Raw genomic sequence first — 20,917 nt, forward strand, 5'->3', positions numbered from 1 at the left:
TCCACCCCTATTCCTCAGCTAGCCAAGTCCGAAGTAAATTAACGAATTCGTCTGGTTTCTTTTTCGCAAGCGTCTCAAGCTGTTTGCGAACTTGACTCTCATTCGTCACGCTCTCCAAATTAATGGACGGAAATTCTGTTGTTGGCGGAAGCGGGATATCCTCTTCCAGCAGATCCTGCTGCTGTTTCCGTCTACGTATAAAGAAGAATGCGCCCCCTGCCAGCAAGGCAAGTGCAGCGATTCCGATTCCCCACATGAGTGGCTGAGAAAGGAGTGTTTTCGTATTATCTTCAGTTTTGACATTAACTACCTGTGAAACGACCGAAACTTTTTTGGTCAATTCATCGTCTGTATATGTAACACCAGAATCAGCAACCGAAGCTCGAACAATGTTGACCAAAATGTTCTCAATCGCACCTCTGGTAGCCTCGTCCAAATTACTTTGTCCAGCAGGTGGTTCAACAGAGACATTAATGGTTAAATCTTTGACAGTATATGGACTTGCTACAATGTCACGGGTAATTCGATTCACATCATAGTTAATGGTACTGGAGCTTTCCTCCGATTTCGTCTCGCCGTTGGCCGAATCACTTGGATATCCAGGTACCTCTTCTTCACCCGTACCTGCAACACCGCCTGAAGGACTGCCTGTGCCCGAATAATTCTTTTGAATTTCCTGCACACTGATTTCTATGCCCTTCATTTCTTCTTCGTCGACAGGTTTCACAATATTTTCTTTGCTCTGAATCTGATCAAAGTTTAGTTTGGAAGCGACAAGTACATTCACCTTGTTCGGGCCCATGTATTGGGATAGAAACTGTTGAACGTTTTGACGTACATCTTTTTCAAACTTTTTCTGAAGCGCAAAGTTCTCTTCGACTTTACCGATCAGACCGCCTTGTCCACCTTTTGCCGTTGCCAGGAGTTCAACCTCATCATTGGTGATCGTGATGTTCTCAATTGGCAAGTTCGGCACAGAAGTTTTGACAAGGTTATAATAACTGTCAATAGCCTCCTGATTAGGAAGGTAACCCGGTTTAAACTGAAGGACTACAGAAGCCGATGCTTTCTCCCTGTCTGCTGTTGTTGCAAACACACTCTCTTTTGGGAGGTTTAGCAGCACGGTTGCGTCTTTAATACCGTTCATTTTTTCGAGCATACGCTCTACTTCACCATTCAAAGCATTTACATATTTAACTTCGAACTCATTGTCGGTCATACCTATAGCCGAAGCATTTTGTTCAAATGTCTCAAGTCCGATTGTCCCATTCTGGATAATCCCTTGAGATCCGACATCAATCTGTACTCGTGTAGAATTCGTACTCGGTACCGAAATACTTGTTCCATCTGGACTGAGTCTATACGATATGCCTTGCGACTCTAGGTGATTAATAATTCCGGCCGCATCGCTTGAATTCAAATCCCTGAATGCAACTTCATATTCCGTTTTGGAAAACTGCATCGTCAGCACAATAATCGCAATGACTATAAATGAAACTGTGGAAATAAGCATAATTTTCTGTTTTTTACTGAATTGATTCCAATACTGGGAGAGCTTCTCCCGATACTGGGCTAATCGTTCATTCACATTGTCACCCCATCCGAAACTTTGCTAGAAACATTAGATTTGCGTGCGCATGATCTCTTGATAGGCTTCTACCACTTTGTTTCGGACCTGTGTTGTGAGCTGCACGCTCAGCAAAGCCTGTTGGGCTGATATCATCGCTTGATCCACGTTGACTTGACCTAGCATTAACTTATCTGTCATTACATGCGATTTCTCTTCCAGAGCAGCTACCGATTGAAGCGCATCTTCAAGATAGGAGCCGAACTGGCCAATGGATTTTGAAGGAGTTGCTTCAACTTCAACCTTAGGAGTGCTTTGTACCTGCAAGGGCTGTATAGAACCGGTACTGAACATTGTATTCTGGATCATGAATATTCCCTCCTCATCCCTCTATATGTATATTTTTCACTACCTACCAATTTCTAATGCCTTCATCACCATCGCTTTCGAAGCGTTCAATGCAGTCACATTCGCTTCATAAGATCTGCTGGCGGAAATCATATCAATCATTTCTTTCGTAATATCCACATTCGGCATGTATACATAACCATCTGCATTCGCATCAGGATGATTCGGATTGTAAACTGGTTTCAAAGGTGATTGATCTTCCTTGATCGCTCCAACCTTCACACCCTGCCCGACTTCACGCCCGCCACCCATCTGTGATTGCAGCATACTTTCAAAGGAGTTTTTCAGCGGCTCCATGACAACTACTTTTCGGCGGTATGGAGCAAACTCTCCGTTTTGGATGCTGGCTCGTGTCGTTTCCGCATGCGCAATGTTAGAAGAAATGACGTCCATTCTAAGCCGTTGTGCCGTTAAAGCCGAGGCGCTGACACTAAAACTGTTACTGAAATTCATAGAACACTATCTCCCCTCTATGACAGTCCGCATGATTCGAATTTGCTCATTTACCGATTGAATATATGAGTTATATCGAAGCTGGTTTTCCGCAAGAAGAGACATCTCCCGCTCTACGTCGACATTATTCCCATTGTTATTCATGGCGCTTGAATCATCCGTTTTAACTGATATTTCTGGGATTTGGCTCGACGGTCCGATAATAAAGTGTTTTGGATCTGTTCTCTTTCCGGATAATGTCGATTTCACCCCGTTCATTTCCTTCTGCAAAAGACTCTCAAATGCTACATCCGACCTCTTAAAATAGGGGGTGTCCACATTTGCGATATTGTTGGCAAGTACTTGGTTTCTAAGATTTGCCGCATCCAGTCCGCTTTGCAGCCTTTGAAAGCTGCTGTTGCTTAATAGGTTCACCAGCCATACCCCTTCTCTTTAGACATTGCAGACACTTATTCAACATGACCAGTCTAATTCCTCTTTTTTTCGACATCTACAAATAATACATATGCCCTAACCTAGGTCTTAAGTAGAAAACGACAACATGATGTCACATAAACTAAGTTTCGTGTAGATTGGGACTTTTTTCAATAAGAAAAAAGCCCTATCTTTTACCAAAAAGAAGGGCTTTTTGTTCATTTTTATTCTCTTTTTTCCTAAAATCTGCAAAAACAGTTGGATATTTTTTCTAATGACCCTCGAATCACCTTAACTAACTAGGTCTATGTCTCGAGGTTGAATATGCTCTATCGGTCCCGATTACTTTCCGACTTATGAAATCATTTCGACAATTTCTAGTCACTGTCTTCGACATTATAAGATATATTGACTCAAATCACGGTCTTGCGCGATATCAGAGAGCTTTTCTTTGACATACTGCGGCGTGATGACCATGCGTTCCAGTGTTAATTCAGGAGCCTCAAACGATAAGTCTTCCAAAAGCTTCTCCAAAATGGTATGCAATCTGCGCGCTCCGATATTTTCCGTGTTCTGGTTAACAGAAGCTGCGATTTGGGCAATTTCACGAATGGCCTCAGGAGAAAACTCCACTTCAATGTTTTCTGTCCGAAGTAGATTTACATATTGTTTGGTCAAAGCGTTCTCAGGTTCTGTCAAAATAGACACAAAATCGTCAAGTGATAGGCTGCTCAGCTCAACCCTAATTGGGAATCGACCCTGCAGCTCGGGAATGAGATCTGACGGCTTGGCAACGTGAAATGCCCCTGCGGCGATAAATAAGACGTAGTCGGTCTTCACAGGCCCGTACTTCGTCATGATTGTCGATCCCTCAACGATAGGCAAAATATCACGCTGCACGCCCTCACGAGAGACGTCAGGACCTGATGCGCGACCTTGGCTTGCCACTTTATCTATTTCGTCAATGAAAATAATCCCAGACTGTTCGGCTCGTCGTACCGATTCCTGGATCACATCATCCATATCGATTAATTTGGTAGCCTCTTCATGAATCAGCACTTTACGAGCTTCCTTGATCGCAAGCTTACGCTTCTTGGTCCGCTTTGGCATGAGATTTCCGAACATCTCCTGCATATTCATTCCCATTTGATCATTGCCTTGACCGGCAAACATATCAAACATGTTGGGTGCAGTATCTTCCACATCAATCTCAATCATATCTTCCTCAAGATTTCCCGACAGTAACTTAAATCTCACCTGTCTGCGCTTCTCCTTGATCGTACTGTCATTCTCGGCTGGTTCTTCCTGAACATCTTCAGAGCTATTGTTACCGCCGAACAGCATTTCAAACGGATTACGCTGACTCTTCGTCTTGTTGGTAGAAGGTACTAGAATCTGAACAATGCGTTCATTGGCCATTTCTTCGGCCTTATCCTTAACCTTCTCCGTCCGCTCTAGCTTAATCATACGAATAGCCGTCTCCACTAGATCGCGAACCATAGATTCAACGTCGCGCCCTACATAACCCACTTCCGTAAATTTGGTAGCTTCGATCTTTACAAACGGTGCATTTACAAGCTTTGCGAGCCGTCTTGCAATTTCTGTCTTACCTACACCTGTAGGACCGATCATCAAAATATTTTTCGGAACGATTTCATCACGTTCCATCTCAGACAGACGGCTCCTGCGATAACGGTTACGAAGCGCAACGGCTACCGATTTCTTTGCCTGCTTCTGTCCCACGATATATTTATCGAGTTCAGCTACAATTTGTCTTGGCGTCATTGTCTCGTTATTCATCGTCATTCCTCCACCCTGAATGGTTGTTCAAAAATCTTGGGATCACAACTCTTCCACGATGATATTCCCATTAGTATATACACATACCTCAGAAGCAATTTGCAGTGCTTCTCTGGCAATCTCACTCGCTTCCATGTGGTTCGCATGCCTCTTTAATGCTCGCCCAGCAGACAACGCAAAATTGCCGCCTGACCCGATTGCCAGAACATCATCATCTGGTTCGATGATTTCGCCTCCACCGGAAATAAGCAGCATTCCTGTCTTGTCCATAACGATCATTAGCGCCTCCAACTTGCGAAGCACTCGATCCTGACGCCAATCTTTGGCCAATTCTACAGCCGCACGCTGCAGGTTACCGTGATGTTCCTCCAGCTTTCCTTCAAATTTCTCAAATAGTGTAATCGCATCCGCCACAGAACCGGCAAAACCGGCGACAACTTGTCCCCGGTATAGTCGGCGTACTTTTTTGGCGGTCTGCTTCATAACGACACTTTCCCCGAAGGTTACCTGTCCATCGCCTGCAATAGCGGCTTTGCCGTTATGCCGGACTGCACAGATGGTCGTCGCGTGAAAAGTCATTTCCATGATGGCGGACCTCCTTAATACGGATTATTGGATGGTGTTTAGATCATTTGAACTAATAAATCCACGAACCTGATCCAGCGCCCGGTTAGCAAGCGCTTCATTCTTCTCTTTCTTCTTACGAATGCGGGTTTCAAGACTAGGCAGAAGACCAAAATTAGCATTCATCGGTTGAAAATGTTCAGGGTCTGCATTCGTGATGTAGTATGCCATACTTCCAATCGTGGATTCCTGCGGGAATACCAGTCCTTCTTGCCCCTTGGCTGCTCTTGCAGCGTTAATACCTGCAATGAGTCCCGAGGCAGCTGACTCCACATAGCCTTCTACTCCGGTCATCTGGCCTGCTAAGTACAAATTAGGACGCGTCTTTACCTGATAAGTCGGTTCCAGAAGTTTTGGTGAGTTCACGAAAGTATTACGGTGCATCACACCATAGCGGACGATCTCCGCATTCTCAAGACCCGGTATCATTGACAACACACGCTTCTGCTCTCCCCATTTCAGATGGGTCTGGAATCCAACCAGGTTATACAACGTTCCCGCTGCATTATCCTGGCGAAGCTGGACGACAGCGTAAGGCAGTTTTCCGGTATGGGGGTTTACCAGACCAACAGGCTTCATCGGTCCAAACAGTGCCGTCTGCTTACCCCGCTTCATCATGACCTCTATCGGCATGCAACCTTCAAAGTATATTTCCTTTTCGAATTCTTTCAGCTGTGCTACCTCAGCGTTGATCAGCGCGTCATAAAACGCATCGAATTCTTCCTCAGTCATCGGACAGTTCAGATACGCTGCCTCTCCCTTGTCATAACGGGACGCTAGATATACCTTGCTCATATCAATGGAGTCCTTCTCAATGATCGGAGCCGCTGCATCGTAAAAATAAAAATAGTCCTCGCCCATCATACCCCGGATCTCTGACGATAATGCCGGTGAAGTTAAAGGTCCCGTTGCAATAACAACGATTCCCTCTTCTGGTATATGCTGAATTTCTTCATTTACAACCTCAATTAATGGGTGATTATGAAGTGTATCCGTGATTTCTCCAGAAAAGCCGTCCCGGTCTACGGCAAGGGCTCCCCCTGCCGGAACAGCATTCCTGTCAGCGGAACCGATGACCAGGGAGTTCAGCATCCGCATTTCTTCCTTAAGCACACCAACTGCATTACTCATTCCATTCGCACGTAGTGAATTACTGCAGACGAGTTCAGCAAATTTATTCGTATGGTGAGCCGGTGTTTTTACGACTGGCCGCATTTCATATAATGTCACGGGTACCCCTCGGCTTGCGATCTGCCAAGCAGCCTCGCTTCCTGCGAGTCCTGCACCGATGACAGTAACCCTTTGTATGTCGTCTGTCACGTAATAACCCCCTGTATGCCTTACAAATCCTCGGTCTCGTCCTGCTCTTCCACCATTTCCGTATGGTCACATGCCGTGCACTGCAATTTGATGCCCTGCTTGCTCTTCTTCTCGACCATCAGACTGCTGCAATTCGGACATGGCTTGAGCGACGGCTTATCCCATGATACAAAATCACATTCCGGATAACGGTCACATCCATAAAAGACCCGTCCCTTCTTGCTACGCCGTTCAACCACATGTCCCTCTTTACATTTCGGACAAGTTACACCAATGTCTTTCACAATCGGCTTTGTATTCCTACAATCCGGGAATCCCGAGCAAGCCAGAAACTTACCAAATCTGCCAAGCTTGTATACGAGGTGCTTGCCGCATTTTTCGCAAATCTCATCTGAGACCTCATCCTCGATCTCAATTTCTTTCATCTCTTCTTCGGCAACTTCCAGCCTTTTCTCGAAGGATTCATAGAACACGCCGAGAACCTTGACCCAGTCTTCAGAACCTTCTTCGACATGGTCAAGATCTTCTTCCATGTTAGCTGTAAATTCAACATTCAGTATTTCAGGGAAGAACTGTTCCATCTGTTCGATAACAAGCTCGCCAAGTTCGGTAGGTACGAACTTTTTCTCCTCAATCGCAACATAACCACGTTTTTGGATCGTTTCAAGTGTTGGAGCATACGTACTAGGACGTCCAATACCGAGTTCCTCCAAGGTACGAACCAGACGCGCCTCTGTGTATCGCGGCGGCGGCTGTGTGAAGTGCTGCTTCGGCTCGATATCTTCTTTAGTCAGAACATCACCTGTGTGCAGCTCAGGCAAAAACTTCTCCTCTTCTGTTGTACCATCGTCGTTTCCTTCTACATAAACCTTCATGAAGCCGGGGAAACGAACCTTCGAACCCGTTGCACGGAACACAGTTGGTCCTGCAGCAATATCTACAGAAAGTGTATCCAGTACAGCCGAAGCCATTTGACTTGCTACAAAACGTTCCCAAATCAATTTATAAAGACGAAGCTGATCCCTGCTCAAGAACGGTTTCATACTTTCCGGATCACGAAGGACAGAAGTTGGACGAATCGCTTCGTGCGCATCCTGGGCATTGGCTGCCTTTTTTGAATATTGTCTTGGGCTTTCCGGTACGAAATTCTCACCGTATTTACCCATAATAAACTCTTTACCTTCTTCCTGCGCAGTTCCCGAGATACGGGTAGAGTCAGTACGCATATACGTAATCAAACCAACTGTACCTTCTTTTCCGAGCTCTACACCTTCGTACAGCTGCTGAGCGACAGACATTGTCTTCGCAGCACGGAAACCTAACTTACGTGCAGCCTCCTGCTGAAGTGAACTCGTCGTAAATGGAGCAGATGGATGACGCTGGCGCTCTCTTTCCTTAACATCTCCGACTTCAAACGGAGCGTCTTTAATAAGAGAAAGAATTTCGTTAACTTCCTGCTGATTGGTCAGTTCTTTCTTGGCTCCATTCAGCTGCAAAAACTTGGCTTCGAACGCAGAGCCTTTCACAGCAAGCTTAGCTGTAATCGTCCAGTATTCTTCAGGAACGAAAGCACTGATTTCATTTTCGCGGTCCATAATAATCTTGACCGCAACGGATTGAACACGTCCGGCCGACAGTCCCTTTTTAACTTTCTTCCATAATAGAGGACTGATTTTGTACCCAACAAGACGGTCCAGAATACGTCTTGCCTGCTGTGCGTTTACCAAGTCCATGTTAATTTTGCGAGGCGTTTTAAAGGCGTCTTTTACCGCCGTTTTCGTAATTTCATTAAATACAACCCGAAGGCTTTGAGATTCATCCAGCTCCAAAGCATGGGCTAAATGCCATGCAATGGCCTCCCCCTCACGATCGGGGTCAGCTGCCAGATACACTTTTTTCACCTTTTTGCTGGCATCTTTCAGTTCCTTCAAGACAGAACCTTTTCCGCGGATCGTAATGTATTTTGGATTGAAATCATTTTCGACCTCAACCCCGATTTGGCTTTTCGGCAAATCGCGTATGTGACCCATCGAAGCTTTTACGATGTATTTACTGCCGAGATATTTGCCAATCGTCTTCGCCTTGGCCGGCGACTCTACGATGACGAGTGAATCCGCCACAGGTTCATCCTCCTCTCCAACATTCAACTTACAATTAAATCAGCTTATATATTGCACCGGGTAATTGGGTTATCTGCTTTTTTATGATTAAAGATAACAGAACTGAATGCAAATGTCCAAAATCCCATCGGGACCGCTCCAATAGTTCATCCAGCGTCCCGGGCCCCTGTTGCAACATATGGTATATTTCCATTTCATCATTTGTCAACCCACTAATATCGTAATCCCTAGACGAAGATCCCAGCTGCTCCTTGAAAGATGCGCTTTGTTCTGCGCTTGGCAACCATGATCCATACTCCTCCAGAACATCTTGAGCGCAGGTGACCAACTTGGCACCCTGTTTGATTAAATCCAGTGTTCCTCTGCTTTTAGGAGAAGTAACAGGACCGGGAACGGCATAGACATCCCTCCCTGCCTCCAAAGCAGCATCCGCAGTTATCAAAGATCCGCTTCTGGCGTCCGCCTCAACGACCAACGTTCCGAGTGTCATTCCGGCGATGATGCGATTTCGCTGTGGAAAAAAACCGGGATGTGCCTTTGTCCCTGGTGGATACTCGGATAGGACAAGACCTTTTACAGAAATCTCTTCATATAAAGAGCGGTTCTCCGGTGGATAGATGACATCAATTCCTGCTCCAAGAACAGCGATTGTGTTACCTCCACATTTTAAAGCTGTCTCATGAATAACACTGTCAATACCTCTAGCCATACCGCTTACGACGGTCAGTCCGGACCTGGTTAATTCTTCAGTCAAAATCGATCCAACCTTCCGTCCGTAGGCTGTTGGTACTCGTGTCCCTACCATGGCGATTCCCGGTTCAGTCAACAAATGAACATTACCGAGCAGATATAAAACCCAAGGTGCCTGCGGAGATGACTTTAACATGTCAGGGTATCCTTCATCAAGTTTAGTTATAATCTGACATGAGTTTAGAGTCAAATTTCGGCATTTTTCTTCTACAGAATAATCAAGGGTGTCCGATAATCTGCGGGCCGTTTCGACAGAAACTCCACAGGCTATCCAATCTTTTTCTTCAAAATCCGTCATATGCTTACCGAAAATACCATTCACCATGAAGCGTTGAATTGTCTTCCAGCCTACTCCCTCTGTCTCGTGAAGGGCGATTAATAACGCACGTTCAATCAATTGCTTCATTATATAACCTCCAGGGCATAATCTAAAGAAAAACACAAAAAGCAACCCTTCATTTCCGTTAAGGAAATAAAAGGTTGCTTACCTACAGCGTTATGTTACTTCATCGTGCTTAGTGTGTTGTGCACAGGTTAAGAATACCCTTTTCCTCAAGCACACTCACAAGTGTTGAACCCATCTCGGATGGCGTTGGAGCTACTTTAATTCCGCAAGCTTCAAGGACAGCCATCTTTTCCTTAGCTGTTCCTTTACCACCGGAAATGATAGCACCCGCATGTCCCATACGTTTTCCTGGAGGAGCTGTAGCACCACCGATAAAACCGACAACCGGCTTAGTCATGTTCGCAGCTATCCATTCTGCCGCTTCCTCTTCCGCTGTACCACCGATCTCACCAATCATGATGACAGCATGGGTCTGAGGATCTTCATTGAAAAGTTTAAGAATATCAATGAACTCAGAACCTTTAACAGGGTCGCCCCCGATACCCACTGCAGCGGATTGTCCAATACCACGTGTTGTCAGCTGATGAACCGCTTCATACGTGAGGGTTCCGCTTCGCGATACAACGCCCACATGTCCTGGCATATGAATGTAACCCGGCATGATGCCGATCTTGCATTCACCCGGTGTAATAACGCCCGGACAGTTAGGTCCGATCAGACGGGTCTTTTTGCCTTCCAAATAACGGGCAACTTTGACCATATCCAGCACCGGAATACCTTCTGTAATACAGATGACAAGTTCCATTTCTGCGTCTACCGCTTCCATAATGGAATCTGCTGCAAAAGCAGGAGGAACGTAGATAACACTAGCCGTGGCACCGGTTTTTGCTTTGGCTTCTTCTACCGTATTAAATACCGGAAGACTGACTGTTTCACCATTCTCCAGCGTAATCTCAACTTGGGTGCCGCCTTTGCCGGGAGAAGTTCCTCCGACCATTTGCGTACCGTAATCGAGTGCACCTTTCGCATGAAAGAGGGCAGTTTTACCTGTAATCCCCTGTGTAATGACTTTTGTATTTTTATCGACCAAAATACTCACGATTGATTCACATCCCTATTGTTATTTGAAAATGAAAGCAACCGCACGGCTGGACTTACCGTCCTACGTGCCATGCCCCTTCAGGAATGAATATTACTGAACGAGTGAAACGATCTTCTGTGCTCCATCAGCCATGGAATCAGCAGGAACGATATTCAGTCCGGATTCAGCCAAGATTTGTTTACCCAAATCAACGTTTGTACCTTCCAGACGAACGACCAGCGGACGAGTAAGTCCGAGCTGTTTGGCCGCTTCTACAACACCGGATGCGATGACATCACAGCGCATAATTCCACCGAAAATGTTTACGAAAATACCTTTAACCTGCGGATCGGACAAAATAATCTTGAATGCTTCTGTTACTTTCTCCGTTGTGGCGCCGCCTCCTACATCAAGGAAGTTAGCAGGGTCTCCGCCATAGTATTTAATAATGTCCATCGTAGCCATGGCAAGACCTGCGCCGTTTACCATGCAGCCGATATTCCCATCTAATGCTATGTAACTTAAGTCATACTTGGAAGCTTCAATTTCCTTCTCGTCTTCTTCTTCCAAATCACGCAACTCTTGAATATCCTTATGACGGTACAGTGCATTGGAATCGAAGTTCAGCTTAGCATCCAGAGCCATAACGTTGCCGTCACCGGTTACAACCAACGGATTGATCTCGGCAATCGAGCAGTCTTTTTCGACAAAAGCGGTATACAATGCGAGCATGAATTGCGCTGCCTTGCCTACCAGTTCATTAGGAATATTGATAGCGTATGCCAGCTTGCGGGCTTGGAACATCTGCATCCCGACAGCTGGATCAATGACTTCCTTAAAAATTTTCTCAGGAGTCGCTTCTGCAACCTCTTCGATTTCTGTGCCGCCTTCTTCCGAAGCCATCATAACGACACGGCCGGTACCCCGGTCTACAACAACGCCGATATAATACTCCTTGCGAATATCGCAGCCTTCTTCAATAAGCAAGCGCTTAACTTCTTTACCCTCAGGTCCGGTCTGATGTGTTACCAGTACCTTTCCCAAAATTTCTTCGGCATAAGCACGAACCTCATCGAGATTCTTGGCTACTTTAACGCCGCCAGCTTTACCGCGTCCGCCTGCATGGATTTGCGCTTTGACAACGGTTACGGGACTGCCAAGCGATTGTGCCGCCTCAACAGCTTCCTCTACCGTAAAAGCTACCTTGCCGTTAGGAACGACCACTCCATATTGCTTCAGTACTTGTTTTCCTTGATATTCATGGATATTCATTCTGGAATCCTCCTATCAACATGACTGGAACAAGGCCTTATAAACCTATATACAAACCCAAGCTATTGTAACATGTTTTTAAAACGCTTACCTTAAAAAGTTCACAACTTATCCACAGCTTTTTGATATGGATATGATTCCAACTAGAGAATGCTTGGGAAATTTTGTTAAAAAAGTGTTGATTTAACGGTATTTTAGTGCTTTTTTAGTGTCATTTCCTAAAACTTTTAATAATGATCTTGATTATGAAAATCCCTATGGCGATGATTAAAATGCCTGCAATCAATGTTATCACAATATTTTCCCAAAGGATCGTCATCGTTTCCTCCCCAAGTTCTCAAAATTTCTTTTATCCTTTTGAGAACTTCGTTTAAAATAATCTAAGCAAGCTCGTACAAGAATATTTTACCAATAGAATGTACGGATTACAAAAAGTTTTACCGTTTACCTCACTCTTTGTTAAAATGCCGACATATTTCCTGATCGTTTTGTCTGTCATTCATACGATAATGTTCTTCATTGACTTCCCTTCTCACTTGTATATAAAATAGGTACAAATAGCGCGAAAATAAGGAAGCACCTTTTTTCGGATAACATCCCTGCCTCTGCGGCAGGGATCTATCAGAAAGCAGGTGTTTTTTGGTATGTACGGCAAACTTCACAGCGCATGCCTGTACGGCATTGACGGTGTTATCATCCAAGTAGAGGTGGACCTTGCTAATGGGTTGCCGCAAACCTCCATCATCGGTCTTCCCGACTCATCCATCCGTGAATCGGTTGAACGGGTTAGAGCCGCGATTAAAAATTGCGGATTCACCTATCCCATGCAAAGAGTCACTGTGAATTTAGCTCCTGCTGATTTGCGAAAGGAAGGCTCATCCTTTGATCTGGCTATAGCTTTAGGTATTTTGATGACAAGCGGACAGCTTACGTTGACCTCCCCAGATCGGCTGCTAATGCTCGGGGAACTCGCTCTGGACGGCTGTCTCAGGCCGGTTACAGGGGTGCTTTCCATGGTGGAACGCGCCAAACGCGAGGGCTTTCAAGGGGTTCTCCTCCCACGGGAAAACGCTCCTGAAGCAGCATTAATCGCTGGAGTGAACATATACGGGATTAGTCATCTAGCAGATCTAACTGAGGCCCGGGAATTGGAATCCGGAGATAGAAAGACGAAGCCACGTAAAAAAGATAATGAGCCTATAGTAGTCTCACTATCCCACTTACGTTATCGGCCGGAATCAACCCATGCTAAGAGTTTTATTAAAGATACAGATGGGATCTCATTCGAAGATTACAGCGATGTGCTTGGACAACAGCATGTTAAGCGCGCCTTAACCATCGCGGCCGCTGGAATGCATAATATCCTGCTTATTGGACCACCAGGCACTGGCAAGACGATGCTCATCAAACGTCTCCCTTCCATCCTCCCTGCGTTGAGTGAAGAAGAGTCCTTGGAAACGACCAAAATTTTCAGCGCAGCCGGCAAGCTGAAACAAAGCGTAGGTCTCCTGCGGCAGCGTCCATTCCGTTCACCTCATCATACGATATCCTCGGGCGGACTTATCGGCGGCGGCACGATTCCGAAGCCCGGCGAGGTCAGTCTGGCACATAGAGGCATATTGTTTCTCGATGAGCTGCCTGAATTCTCTCGAAGTGTGTTAGAAGTATTAAGGCAACCGCTGGAGGATCGTGAAGTAACGATTAGCCGTGCCCGAGCTGTGTTTACCTTCCCTGCCCGATTCATGCTCGCTTGTTCTATGAATCCGTGTCCGTGCGGATTCTATGGGAGTGATCATCCACATCATCGCTGTACATGCAGTCTGCAGAGGATTGCACAGTATAGAGCCAAAATATCCGGTCCACTACTTGACCGTATTGATCTCCAGGTAGACGTACCCAGGCCCAAAGAGTGGCCGGGAACAGCAAATCCGCTGTCCTCGGAGGAGATGTGTGTCCAGGTGAATCTAGCCCAGAGTGTTCAACTGGCACGTTACCGAAATACTCCCTTCAACTGGAACAGTGAGCTGTCCGGCAGCGCCCTTCGGCGGTTTACCAAGCTTGATCGTGCTTCTGCCGATCTTCTCCATTCCACTCTCGATATGCTGGGACTTAGCATGCGTGCATATGACCGCATATTAAAGCTAGCCCGAACCATTGCGGACCTTGAGGGATCCTCAGACATAAATTCCGGTCATATTGCTGAGGCGATTCAATACCGCCAACTCGACAAACAAACTGTATCGACGGATGAAGCAATGTATTAGATTATTTTGCTGTTGAACATCGAAAATATTCAATAGAACCAGAAAGCTTCGGGCCTTAGAGTGCAGTATTCTGAAATTTGAAAGACGCCGCTCTTAAGGGGAACTGCATCCTGGAGAAAGTTAAGGTTCTCATGGACCAGAATATCTTAAACAAAACAATAAAAGCCGACATTTCACGGATTTTCAATCGACCCATGAAATGTCGGCTTTTTAGAGACATTCTTTTGATTAGAAACGGACTTAGCCCGCTACCTCTCTATCTTGCCATCGTTGACAAGGGCTGCTCAAAAGGCAGCCTCTATAAGTTCAATGGAGTCCACGCTCATATCCGGCTTAAGTATTACAGCTACCACATCAAATCGAATCGGAATATCATAGCTTTTTTTGTAATGAATATACTGCTGGGCGATACTGCGGACTTGGGCGATCTTCCGATGGTTAACCGATTCGGATGGCGTGCCATATGTAGACGTACCGCTTCGACTCCGTACCTCAACGAACACAAGCGTCCCTCTGTCGTTCGCGATAATATCTATTTCTCCCATTCGACTACGCCAGTTACGGTCCAATATGCTGAGACCACGTTCTACCAGGAAAGAGGCTGCAGCTTCTTCTGCGGCTGCTCCCTTTTGTTTACGGGAATCTTTCCTTCCTTCTGACATAGGTTTCATGAAGGTTGACCCCCTTCCTTAGCCAGTCCATCCGCCTGATAGACATAGGTTAGAACTTCGGCCACCAACTGATATAGCTCTGTAGGAATCTGCTGATCCAAATCGAGCTTGGAGAGTACTTCTACCAGGGCAGCATCCTCTTGAACCGGGACACCATGTTCCTTTGCCCGTTCCAGAATCGTCTCTGCCAGTTTGCCTTGGCCTTTGGCCGTTACGATCGGTGCATCGCTCTCACCGGGGGTATATTTTAAGGCTACCGCTTTTTTCAAAGCTAATATGGATTCTTTCCCCTTCATATCCTATAATCCACCCCTTTATAGACCTGCGGTGTATACTCTGCTGCCGTACCTCCTGCAGAGCTGTCAGCACCAAGCTCGGTGATCTCAGGAAAGGGGCTTGTCTTCATACTGAACAGCTGATAACCGATCGACTCTACTCCTGCCGCGAGCTCGCTTTTTCTGGATTCAAACAGTTCCGAGACCCAAGGCTGGTCATTCCGTAGATGAAGACTTACAATTTTGTCTACTACATGAACATCAATGACGGTTGGCCCCAGATGTTTCATATCCAGGTCAAACCACAAGCGGCAATTTCTTGCGTCGAGCTCGCCCTTTCTGCCTCTCCGTGACTGAATATGTACGGATGCTGTTTGCTGTCCATCAGACCCATGTAACGGAATAAACATCGTAACCTGGGCGAACGGTGCTGTTCTATCCGTATTAAGCAAAAGCTGCTGTCCTGTCAGATGTTGTATCAATTGCTGGGCCGCCTCTTTCAGGGCAGGTGGCATATCATTGCTCGCTGCAAGCTGAAGCAACAGTCCTTTCAACGTATCATGACCATCCGCCGGACTGCTGCCGTTTACAGCTAACGCTGTACTGGGAATCTGGGAACCAAGATTCGCCATTGTCTGTTCCATTGTAAGGTTACCTGCAGTTGCCATATTCGCAGCAGGCCCCTGCAAACTGTTAACGGAATTCCCCTGTGCTGCCGCTGTTTGTGCTGTTTGCCCTGCCTGCGTCGTCTGCGTAGTCTGTGTCGTCTGCGTTGTAGTGTTGTTAGCTCCCTGAGTGAGGCCTGTCTCTTGGGTTTGCGTTCCACGTTGAGCTGTCTGGGCAGCTTGTGGGACTCCCGTCCGTTCATTCGTAGTAGCAGCCGTTCCTTGAGCTGCTGACGCTGCAGAAGCTCCCTGGAATCCTTCTGTAGCCATGTTGGGACCAGGCCCCGAACCTCCGCTAGTCGGGTTCGGGGGCCCGGTATGGCCGGCGGCTGCAGTGCTTGCCGCCGATCCTTGAGCGGGGCTCCCACTGGCCCCGCCGCCTTGCTGCGCGGGTGGCTGCGCCCCGCGCAACACCTGCTGCTCGTGCTCTGCACCGAGCAGCTTGAGCAGCCGCCCCACCCACGGCTCCGCACCGTGGGTGGGCGGCTTCGGCGAAGGGCCTGCGGCCCCTTCGCCAGGCTGCGCCGCTTGCGCCGAAGGCGGCGGCGCGCTCTCTGCCGCCGGCCCCGTGGGCGCGGCGGCTTGCCCTGCTGCCGGCGGCATGGCCGTTCCGGCAGCGCTTTTGGCCGGCTGAGGCGAAGCGCCGGCCAAAGGCCCTTGCTGCGCGGTACCTGTGCGCAGCTGCTGCAGCAGGTCCTGCAGCTTCGCCAGCAAGGCCTGCTGCCCCCCGCGTGCCGCTTCACCGGCAAAGGGCGGTCTATCACCAGCGCCCATGGAGGGTGCAGCCTCACCAGCTGTTTCCGCAGCCAGCGCTGCCGTATTAGATGTTCCAATATTTTTTCCAATATGCTGCTCATTCGATTGACTACCCCGTAGCACTTCAGCAAGCTGATTCTCCAGAGATTTTAACAGCTCGTGTAGTTGAGGACCAAACACAGCTTGATGCAGCCCTCTAACGCTCTCTGGTGTTATAGGCAGCCCACGGTGAAACGCAATAGCAGATGCCTCGATCCACTCATTTAAAGGTACTTGGACTGGCTTCATGGCAAGCATTTCTTTAAACTGGGCTATATTTTCCTTCGTTAACGGAATTCCTACCATCTGCATACCACGAATCATTTCCCGGTTTTCCTTCGTATCCGGCAGACTCGCGAATTCAAGTATCTCAACCATTGAGGACGGCGTAAGCGTCTGGTTTGGAGATTGACTCAACGGTTTCAATACCGTTACTCCTTCTTCACCTGGTGGTTGGACTTGAAGCAGCGCAGCTTCCCCTGCCCGAAGCGGCGTTTCAAGCTTGGCTTTCACCTGTACTCCCTGAATCTGTACAACCGCTTCCTGTCCGTCTTCCGAAACATTCATGACGATACCGCGAACAACTTGACCCGGTTTCATTTCTAACGTTTTAGTTTCGCCTACCTTTTGCTCTCCAAGAAGACCGCGAATCAACGATCCGATGTTCACGATTTGTTCCTCCCCAAACATCCATTTTTCTTATATATCGGCAGCAGCCCGCCTTTTTACAAGGCGGGCTGCACAGGATTTTAAAATAGAGACAACTGTTCAACTTCAATATTTTTCAAAAAACTCCGCCGATGTAGCGGTGTTGGACCGTGAATGGAAATCTGCTCACGATGCAGTTTAGTCGCGTATCCCTTATGTATGGCGATTCCGTACTCTGGATAAGCGGTATTCCAAAATCCTTCACACAGTCGATCGCGTGTTACCTTCGCTACAATAGAGGCTGCTGCAATGGATTGACTGTTGGCGTCTCCTTTAATGATGGCAAGCTGCGGTATGTCACAGTCTATCTTTTCCGCATCGACTAGCAAAAATTGTGGAGTTACCACCAGCTGCTCCAATGCCATTTTCATTGCCAACCTGGCAGCCTGTTTTATATTAATCCGATCGATTGTTTCAGCATCCACCTGCCCAACGCCGACAGCAAGCGCTTGCTCCATAATAAGATCATACAAAGTATCACGCTTCTTAGCGCTCAACTTCTTTGAATCATTAATTCCTTCAATAACTAATCCTTCTGGCAGAATAACCGCAGCCGCAACAACATCCCCAAACAGACAACCTCGCCCTACCTCATCAATTCCTGCAATATGTACATACCGGGTCCAGTACTCACGTTCATATAATAACAAATCACTCATAACAAAAACTCCTTGATGCCTGGTAGTAAGGCTTCTGATTCATTCTTCTGTCTCGATACCTGCACTTCGAATCTACAAATCTATTAGACAAATCATATCATATGCAGCCGTGGACAACCACCCATCCTTAAGCTCTTCAATAACTGCATATCCCTCACTTAACGGAAAAACATCACAAAAAAACCACCGTTACCGGTGGTTTCCAATGTTCAGTTAATAGGGTGATTCCATTGAGAAGCGACCCATTTTCCCTGCCCGCAGTTCACGTAAAAAGGCGCTTGAGGCTTTTTCCAAATCCACTCGCCCACCGCTCATGATACAACCGCGCTTACGGCCAATGTCCTCCATCACTGTCACAATCTCATCCGGATTCTCAAAATCCTCTGGACGCTGCTTCAGATCAAATCGCTCGCTCATGGGTTCCCAGTAATATTTAGACAAGTATTTAACCGCAAAAAAGGCAATATCCTCGACGTTCAATATTTCTTCCTTGATGGCCCCAGTCACTGCGAGACGGTATCCAACATTTTGATCCTCAAACTTCGGCCACAATATACCCGGCGTATCGAGCAGTTCCATTTCACCACCCGCAACCTTAATCCACTGCTGGCCCTTAGTCACACCCGGACGGTCTCCTGTAGCAGCAATACTGCGCCCTGCCAATCGGTTGATCAAGGTGGACTTACCTACATTCGGAATACCTACAATCAGAACACGCATGGCCCGAGGGTTCATACCTTTGGCTATCTGTTTGTCGATTTTCTCTTTAAGCAGCAGTTTCACCTGATCTGGTATATCTTTAACACCCGTGCCTGTCGCAGCGTCTACCGGGAATGCCGTATGGCCCTGTTCTTTAAAATACGTCAGCCACTGACGAGTCACCTCTGGATCTGCCAGATCCGCCTTGTTCATAATGATCAGTCGCGGCTTTCCCTGCAAGATATCGTCGATCATCGGATTGCGGCTAGATAGCGGCAGTCTGGCGTCGATCAGCTCAATAACAGCATCAATCAACTTCAGTTTATCCTGTATTTGACGGCGTGCTTTTGTCATATGTCCTGGAAACCATTGTATCGTCAACGTCGTCACCTCACAAAAATTCCAATTCCATTATTCTTTATATTCCCTGCTAGTGATTAATCAAACCAATATCTTTTATCGGCCAAAAAATCAGGTCAGCCCGGCCTACGATATCTTCCAATGGAATAAAACCGATCATCCGGCTGTCTGTACTATTAGAACGATTATCACCCATTACAAACACATGACCTTCAGGTACCTTTCCATCCGAGAAATGCGCATTCGGGAAGTTCGTACTGTTATAGAGCCTGTCATCTGCATGTGCCTGATCGATAGCCTCTTGTATGTAGGTTTCATTAACAGGCTTTCCGTTAACGAGTACTTTGTCTCCTTCAACCTGAACTGTATCTCCGGCTACTGCAATTACCCTCTTAATGAAATCTCTTCCTTCGGAAGGCACATGGAATACGACTACTTCTCCACACTCCGGTTTACGGATATCGTACAGGATCTCATTGACAATGAGCTTCTGTCCCGTTACAAAGTTAGGCTGCATTGACGGTCCTTGCACAATGAATGGTTTAAAGAGAAGCCAGCGAATGAGAACCACAAGAACTAATGCAATAAGAAGAGCTTTAAGCCATTCCACCACTTCATTCTTTTTCTTCTTAACCGGTTTCTCTGCCTCGTTCGTTTCAAATGTCTCTTGATTTGTATCCTGCTGCATAATTCACCGTCCTCTCTGTATTGATGAGCTACAGCATATAATCATTTTTGGATATACAAAAGGGACTTGTATATACGTACAAGCCCCTTTTACCGTCAGTTGATTAACGACGAATTTCTTTAATTCTCGCTGCTTTACCGCGCAGTTCACGAAGATAATAAAGCTTCGCACGACGCACTTTACCACGGCGAGCCACTTCGATTTTCTCGATTTTAGGCGAGTTGATTGGGAAAGTTCTTTCCACACCAACACCGTAAGAAATTTTACGAACTGTAAAAGTCTCACTGATTCCGCCACCGCGACGTTTAATTACAACACCTTCGAACAACTGGATACGCTCACGAGATCCCTCGATAACCTTAACGTGCACTTTTAAAGTGTCGCCAGGACGAAAGCTCGGAATATCCTTGCGAAGTTGCTCTTGAGTAATCGCTTGTACGATATTCATCTAGGACTCCCTCCTCTCACACAGGCGTTCTTGCCTCTTCCGGAAAACCTCTTGTTCCCCATCATTATCCGCAGCGGACCACCGTATTCACAACAAAAGAAATATTAACACAAATCATGGGCAGAAGCAAGTATTTTGTACTCTTCGATCATTTATCCGTCGCAATGGGGAACAATAAAAAACCACTCTTGGAGGAAAACAGATCCTTAAGAGTGGGTTGATTATTCTTACATAAAACTGACAAGTAACGTTCAAACCCTAAGTAACTTATTTTTTAATTTACGGTATCTTCCGTTTTGTCTGCAAGAGATGTATGTCGGTCGTTGTAATATGCCAAAATATCATCTACTGTATGAAATTGCACATCATCATCCTGTTCATTTTCGCTTTTAAATTGTTCTACATAATTGTTTTCTGCCATGATCATAATCCTCCTAAAAGTTCATTAACCATTTGCTACAAATTATTATTACCCAATCTTGTATCCTATGCACCTTATGTTGAATCCAGAACTAAATTAGACGTAAAGT

General features: G+C 46.5%; 20 protein-coding genes. 1 reads left to right on the forward strand and 19 read right to left on the reverse strand.

Annotated features, from left to right (window positions below; genetic code table 11):
• Positions 1–7: 7 nt before the first annotated feature.
• The 11 genes from fliF to sucC form a co-directional block, all read right to left on the reverse strand.
• Entirely contained in the window at positions 8–1,588 is a 1,581-nt protein-coding gene (gene fliF / locus MNQ98_RS19705) for a flagellar basal-body MS-ring/collar protein FliF (RefSeq protein ID WP_241929767.1), read from the reverse strand.
• A gap of 33 nt (positions 1,589–1,621) precedes the next feature.
• A complete protein-coding gene (fliE, locus tag MNQ98_RS19710) occupies positions 1,622–1,936 on the reverse strand; it encodes a flagellar hook-basal body complex protein FliE (RefSeq protein WP_208918847.1) in 315 nt (104 codons plus the stop codon).
• A gap of 39 nt (positions 1,937–1,975) precedes the next feature.
• Positions 1,976–2,428: a flagellar basal body rod protein FlgC gene (gene flgC, locus MNQ98_RS19715; RefSeq protein WP_208918846.1), complete on the reverse strand. Its 453-nt coding sequence runs from the start codon at positions 2,426–2,428 to the stop codon at positions 1,976–1,978.
• 6 nt (positions 2,429–2,434) lie between these two features.
• Complete coding sequence (gene flgB, locus MNQ98_RS19720) at positions 2,435–2,842, reverse strand: flagellar basal body rod protein FlgB (RefSeq protein ID WP_208918845.1); 408 nt, start codon at positions 2,840–2,842, stop codon at positions 2,435–2,437.
• A gap of 396 nt (positions 2,843–3,238) precedes the next feature.
• Positions 3,239–4,642, reverse strand: coding sequence for an ATP-dependent protease ATPase subunit HslU (gene hslU, locus MNQ98_RS19725; protein ID WP_241929768.1), 1,404 nt, complete (start codon positions 4,640–4,642; stop codon positions 3,239–3,241).
• Positions 4,643–4,684: 42 nt separating this feature from the next.
• A complete protein-coding gene (hslV, locus tag MNQ98_RS19730) occupies positions 4,685–5,227 on the reverse strand; it encodes an ATP-dependent protease subunit HslV (protein ID WP_208918843.1) in 543 nt (180 codons plus the stop codon).
• Between the two features lie 24 nt (positions 5,228–5,251).
• The gene (gene trmFO / locus MNQ98_RS19735) at positions 5,252–6,586 is read right to left on the reverse strand and encodes an FADH(2)-oxidizing methylenetetrahydrofolate--tRNA-(uracil(54)-C(5))-methyltransferase TrmFO (RefSeq protein WP_241929769.1); all 1,335 of its coding nucleotides are present in this window, start codon (positions 6,584–6,586) and stop codon (positions 5,252–5,254) included.
• 20 nt (positions 6,587–6,606) lie between these two features.
• Positions 6,607–8,706, reverse strand: a complete 2,100-nt coding sequence (gene topA, locus MNQ98_RS19740) for a type I DNA topoisomerase (RefSeq protein ID WP_241929770.1) — start codon at positions 8,704–8,706, stop codon at positions 6,607–6,609.
• Between the two features lie 34 nt (positions 8,707–8,740).
• Positions 8,741–9,862 carry a DNA-processing protein DprA gene (gene dprA / locus MNQ98_RS19745; protein WP_241929771.1) on the reverse strand — a complete coding sequence of 374 codons (1,122 nt, stop codon included), beginning with the start codon at positions 9,860–9,862 and terminating at the stop codon, positions 8,741–8,743.
• A gap of 109 nt (positions 9,863–9,971) precedes the next feature.
• Complete coding sequence (sucD, locus tag MNQ98_RS19750; RefSeq protein ID WP_241929772.1) at positions 9,972–10,901, reverse strand: succinate--CoA ligase subunit alpha; 930 nt, start codon at positions 10,899–10,901, stop codon at positions 9,972–9,974.
• Positions 10,902–10,994: 93 nt separating this feature from the next.
• Positions 10,995–12,155 carry an ADP-forming succinate--CoA ligase subunit beta gene (gene sucC, locus MNQ98_RS19755; protein ID WP_208918839.1) on the reverse strand — a complete coding sequence of 387 codons (1,161 nt, stop codon included), beginning with the start codon at positions 12,153–12,155 and terminating at the stop codon, positions 10,995–10,997.
• A gap of 644 nt (positions 12,156–12,799) precedes the next feature.
• Here sucC and MNQ98_RS19760 point away from each other — a divergent pair.
• Positions 12,800–14,419, forward strand: a complete 1,620-nt coding sequence (locus tag MNQ98_RS19760) for a YifB family Mg chelatase-like AAA ATPase (protein WP_241929773.1) — start codon at positions 12,800–12,802, stop codon at positions 14,417–14,419.
• Between the two features lie 284 nt (positions 14,420–14,703).
• Here MNQ98_RS19760 and MNQ98_RS19765 read toward each other — a convergent pair whose 3' ends face one another.
• From MNQ98_RS19765 to MNQ98_RS19800, 8 genes are all read right to left on the reverse strand, one after another.
• Positions 14,704–15,090: a YraN family protein gene (locus MNQ98_RS19765; protein ID WP_241929774.1), complete on the reverse strand. Its 387-nt coding sequence runs from the start codon at positions 15,088–15,090 to the stop codon at positions 14,704–14,706.
• Positions 15,087–15,386, reverse strand: a complete 300-nt coding sequence (locus tag MNQ98_RS19770; RefSeq protein WP_241929775.1) for an EscU/YscU/HrcU family type III secretion system export apparatus switch protein — start codon at positions 15,384–15,386, stop codon at positions 15,087–15,089. The genes MNQ98_RS19765 and MNQ98_RS19770 overlap by 4 nt, the downstream gene beginning before the upstream one ends.
• Positions 15,383–17,494 carry a hypothetical protein gene (locus tag MNQ98_RS19775; protein WP_241929776.1) on the reverse strand — a complete coding sequence of 704 codons (2,112 nt, stop codon included), beginning with the start codon at positions 17,492–17,494 and terminating at the stop codon, positions 15,383–15,385. The genes MNQ98_RS19770 and MNQ98_RS19775 overlap by 4 nt, the downstream gene beginning before the upstream one ends.
• 80 nt (positions 17,495–17,574) lie before the next feature.
• Positions 17,575–18,192: a ribonuclease HII gene (locus tag MNQ98_RS19780; protein WP_241929777.1), complete on the reverse strand. Its 618-nt coding sequence runs from the start codon at positions 18,190–18,192 to the stop codon at positions 17,575–17,577.
• Positions 18,193–18,405: 213 nt separating this feature from the next.
• A complete protein-coding gene (gene ylqF, locus MNQ98_RS19785) occupies positions 18,406–19,272 on the reverse strand; it encodes a ribosome biogenesis GTPase YlqF (protein ID WP_241929778.1) in 867 nt (288 codons plus the stop codon).
• 49 nt (positions 19,273–19,321) lie between these two features.
• Positions 19,322–19,939: a signal peptidase I gene (gene lepB / locus MNQ98_RS19790; protein ID WP_241929779.1), complete on the reverse strand. Its 618-nt coding sequence runs from the start codon at positions 19,937–19,939 to the stop codon at positions 19,322–19,324.
• A 103-nt stretch (positions 19,940–20,042) separates the two neighbouring features.
• Positions 20,043–20,387: a 50S ribosomal protein L19 gene (gene rplS, locus MNQ98_RS19795; protein ID WP_007132095.1), complete on the reverse strand. Its 345-nt coding sequence runs from the start codon at positions 20,385–20,387 to the stop codon at positions 20,043–20,045.
• Positions 20,388–20,661: 274 nt separating this feature from the next.
• Positions 20,662–20,808 carry a hypothetical protein gene (locus MNQ98_RS19800; protein ID WP_241929780.1) on the reverse strand — a complete coding sequence of 49 codons (147 nt, stop codon included), beginning with the start codon at positions 20,806–20,808 and terminating at the stop codon, positions 20,662–20,664.
• Positions 20,809–20,917: the final 109 nt, after the last annotated feature.

The sequence above is a fragment of the Paenibacillus sp. N3/727 genome (assembly GCF_022637315.1).
GTDB lineage: Bacteria > Bacillota > Bacilli > Paenibacillales > Paenibacillaceae > Paenibacillus_AQ > Paenibacillus_AQ uliginis.

Excerpts from the sequence above, each read along its gene's own strand:
- fliE (WP_208918847.1), bottom strand. The coding sequence starts at position 1,936 with ATGATCCAGAATACAATGTTCAGTACCGGTTCTATACAGCCCTTGCAG.
- flgC (WP_208918846.1), bottom strand. The coding sequence starts at position 2,428 with ATGAATTTCAGTAACAGTTTTAGTGTCAGCGCCTCGGCTTTAACGGCA.
- hslU (WP_241929768.1), bottom strand. The coding sequence starts at position 4,642 with ATGAATAACGAGACAATGACGCCAAGACAAATTGTAGCTGAACTCGAT.
- hslV (WP_208918843.1), bottom strand. The coding sequence starts at position 5,227 with ATGGAAATGACTTTTCACGCGACGACCATCTGTGCAGTCCGGCATAAC.
- dprA (WP_241929771.1), bottom strand. The coding sequence starts at position 9,862 with ATGAAGCAATTGATTGAACGTGCGTTATTAATCGCCCTTCACGAGACA.
- sucC (WP_208918839.1), bottom strand. The coding sequence starts at position 12,155 with ATGAATATCCATGAATATCAAGGAAAACAAGTACTGAAGCAATATGGA.
- MNQ98_RS19760 (WP_241929773.1), top strand. The coding sequence starts at position 12,800 with ATGTACGGCAAACTTCACAGCGCATGCCTGTACGGCATTGACGGTGTT.
- MNQ98_RS19765 (WP_241929774.1), bottom strand. The coding sequence starts at position 15,090 with ATGAAACCTATGTCAGAAGGAAGGAAAGATTCCCGTAAACAAAAGGGA.
- MNQ98_RS19770 (WP_241929775.1), bottom strand. The coding sequence starts at position 15,386 with ATGAAGGGGAAAGAATCCATATTAGCTTTGAAAAAAGCGGTAGCCTTA.
- MNQ98_RS19780 (WP_241929777.1), bottom strand. The coding sequence starts at position 18,192 with ATGAGTGATTTGTTATTATATGAACGTGAGTACTGGACCCGGTATGTA.
- lepB (WP_241929779.1), bottom strand. The coding sequence starts at position 19,939 with ATGCAGCAGGATACAAATCAAGAGACATTTGAAACGAACGAGGCAGAG.
- rplS (WP_007132095.1), bottom strand. The coding sequence starts at position 20,387 with ATGAATATCGTACAAGCGATTACTCAAGAGCAACTTCGCAAGGATATT.
- MNQ98_RS19800 (WP_241929780.1), bottom strand. The coding sequence starts at position 20,808 with ATGGCAGAAAACAATTATGTAGAACAATTTAAAAGCGAAAATGAACAG.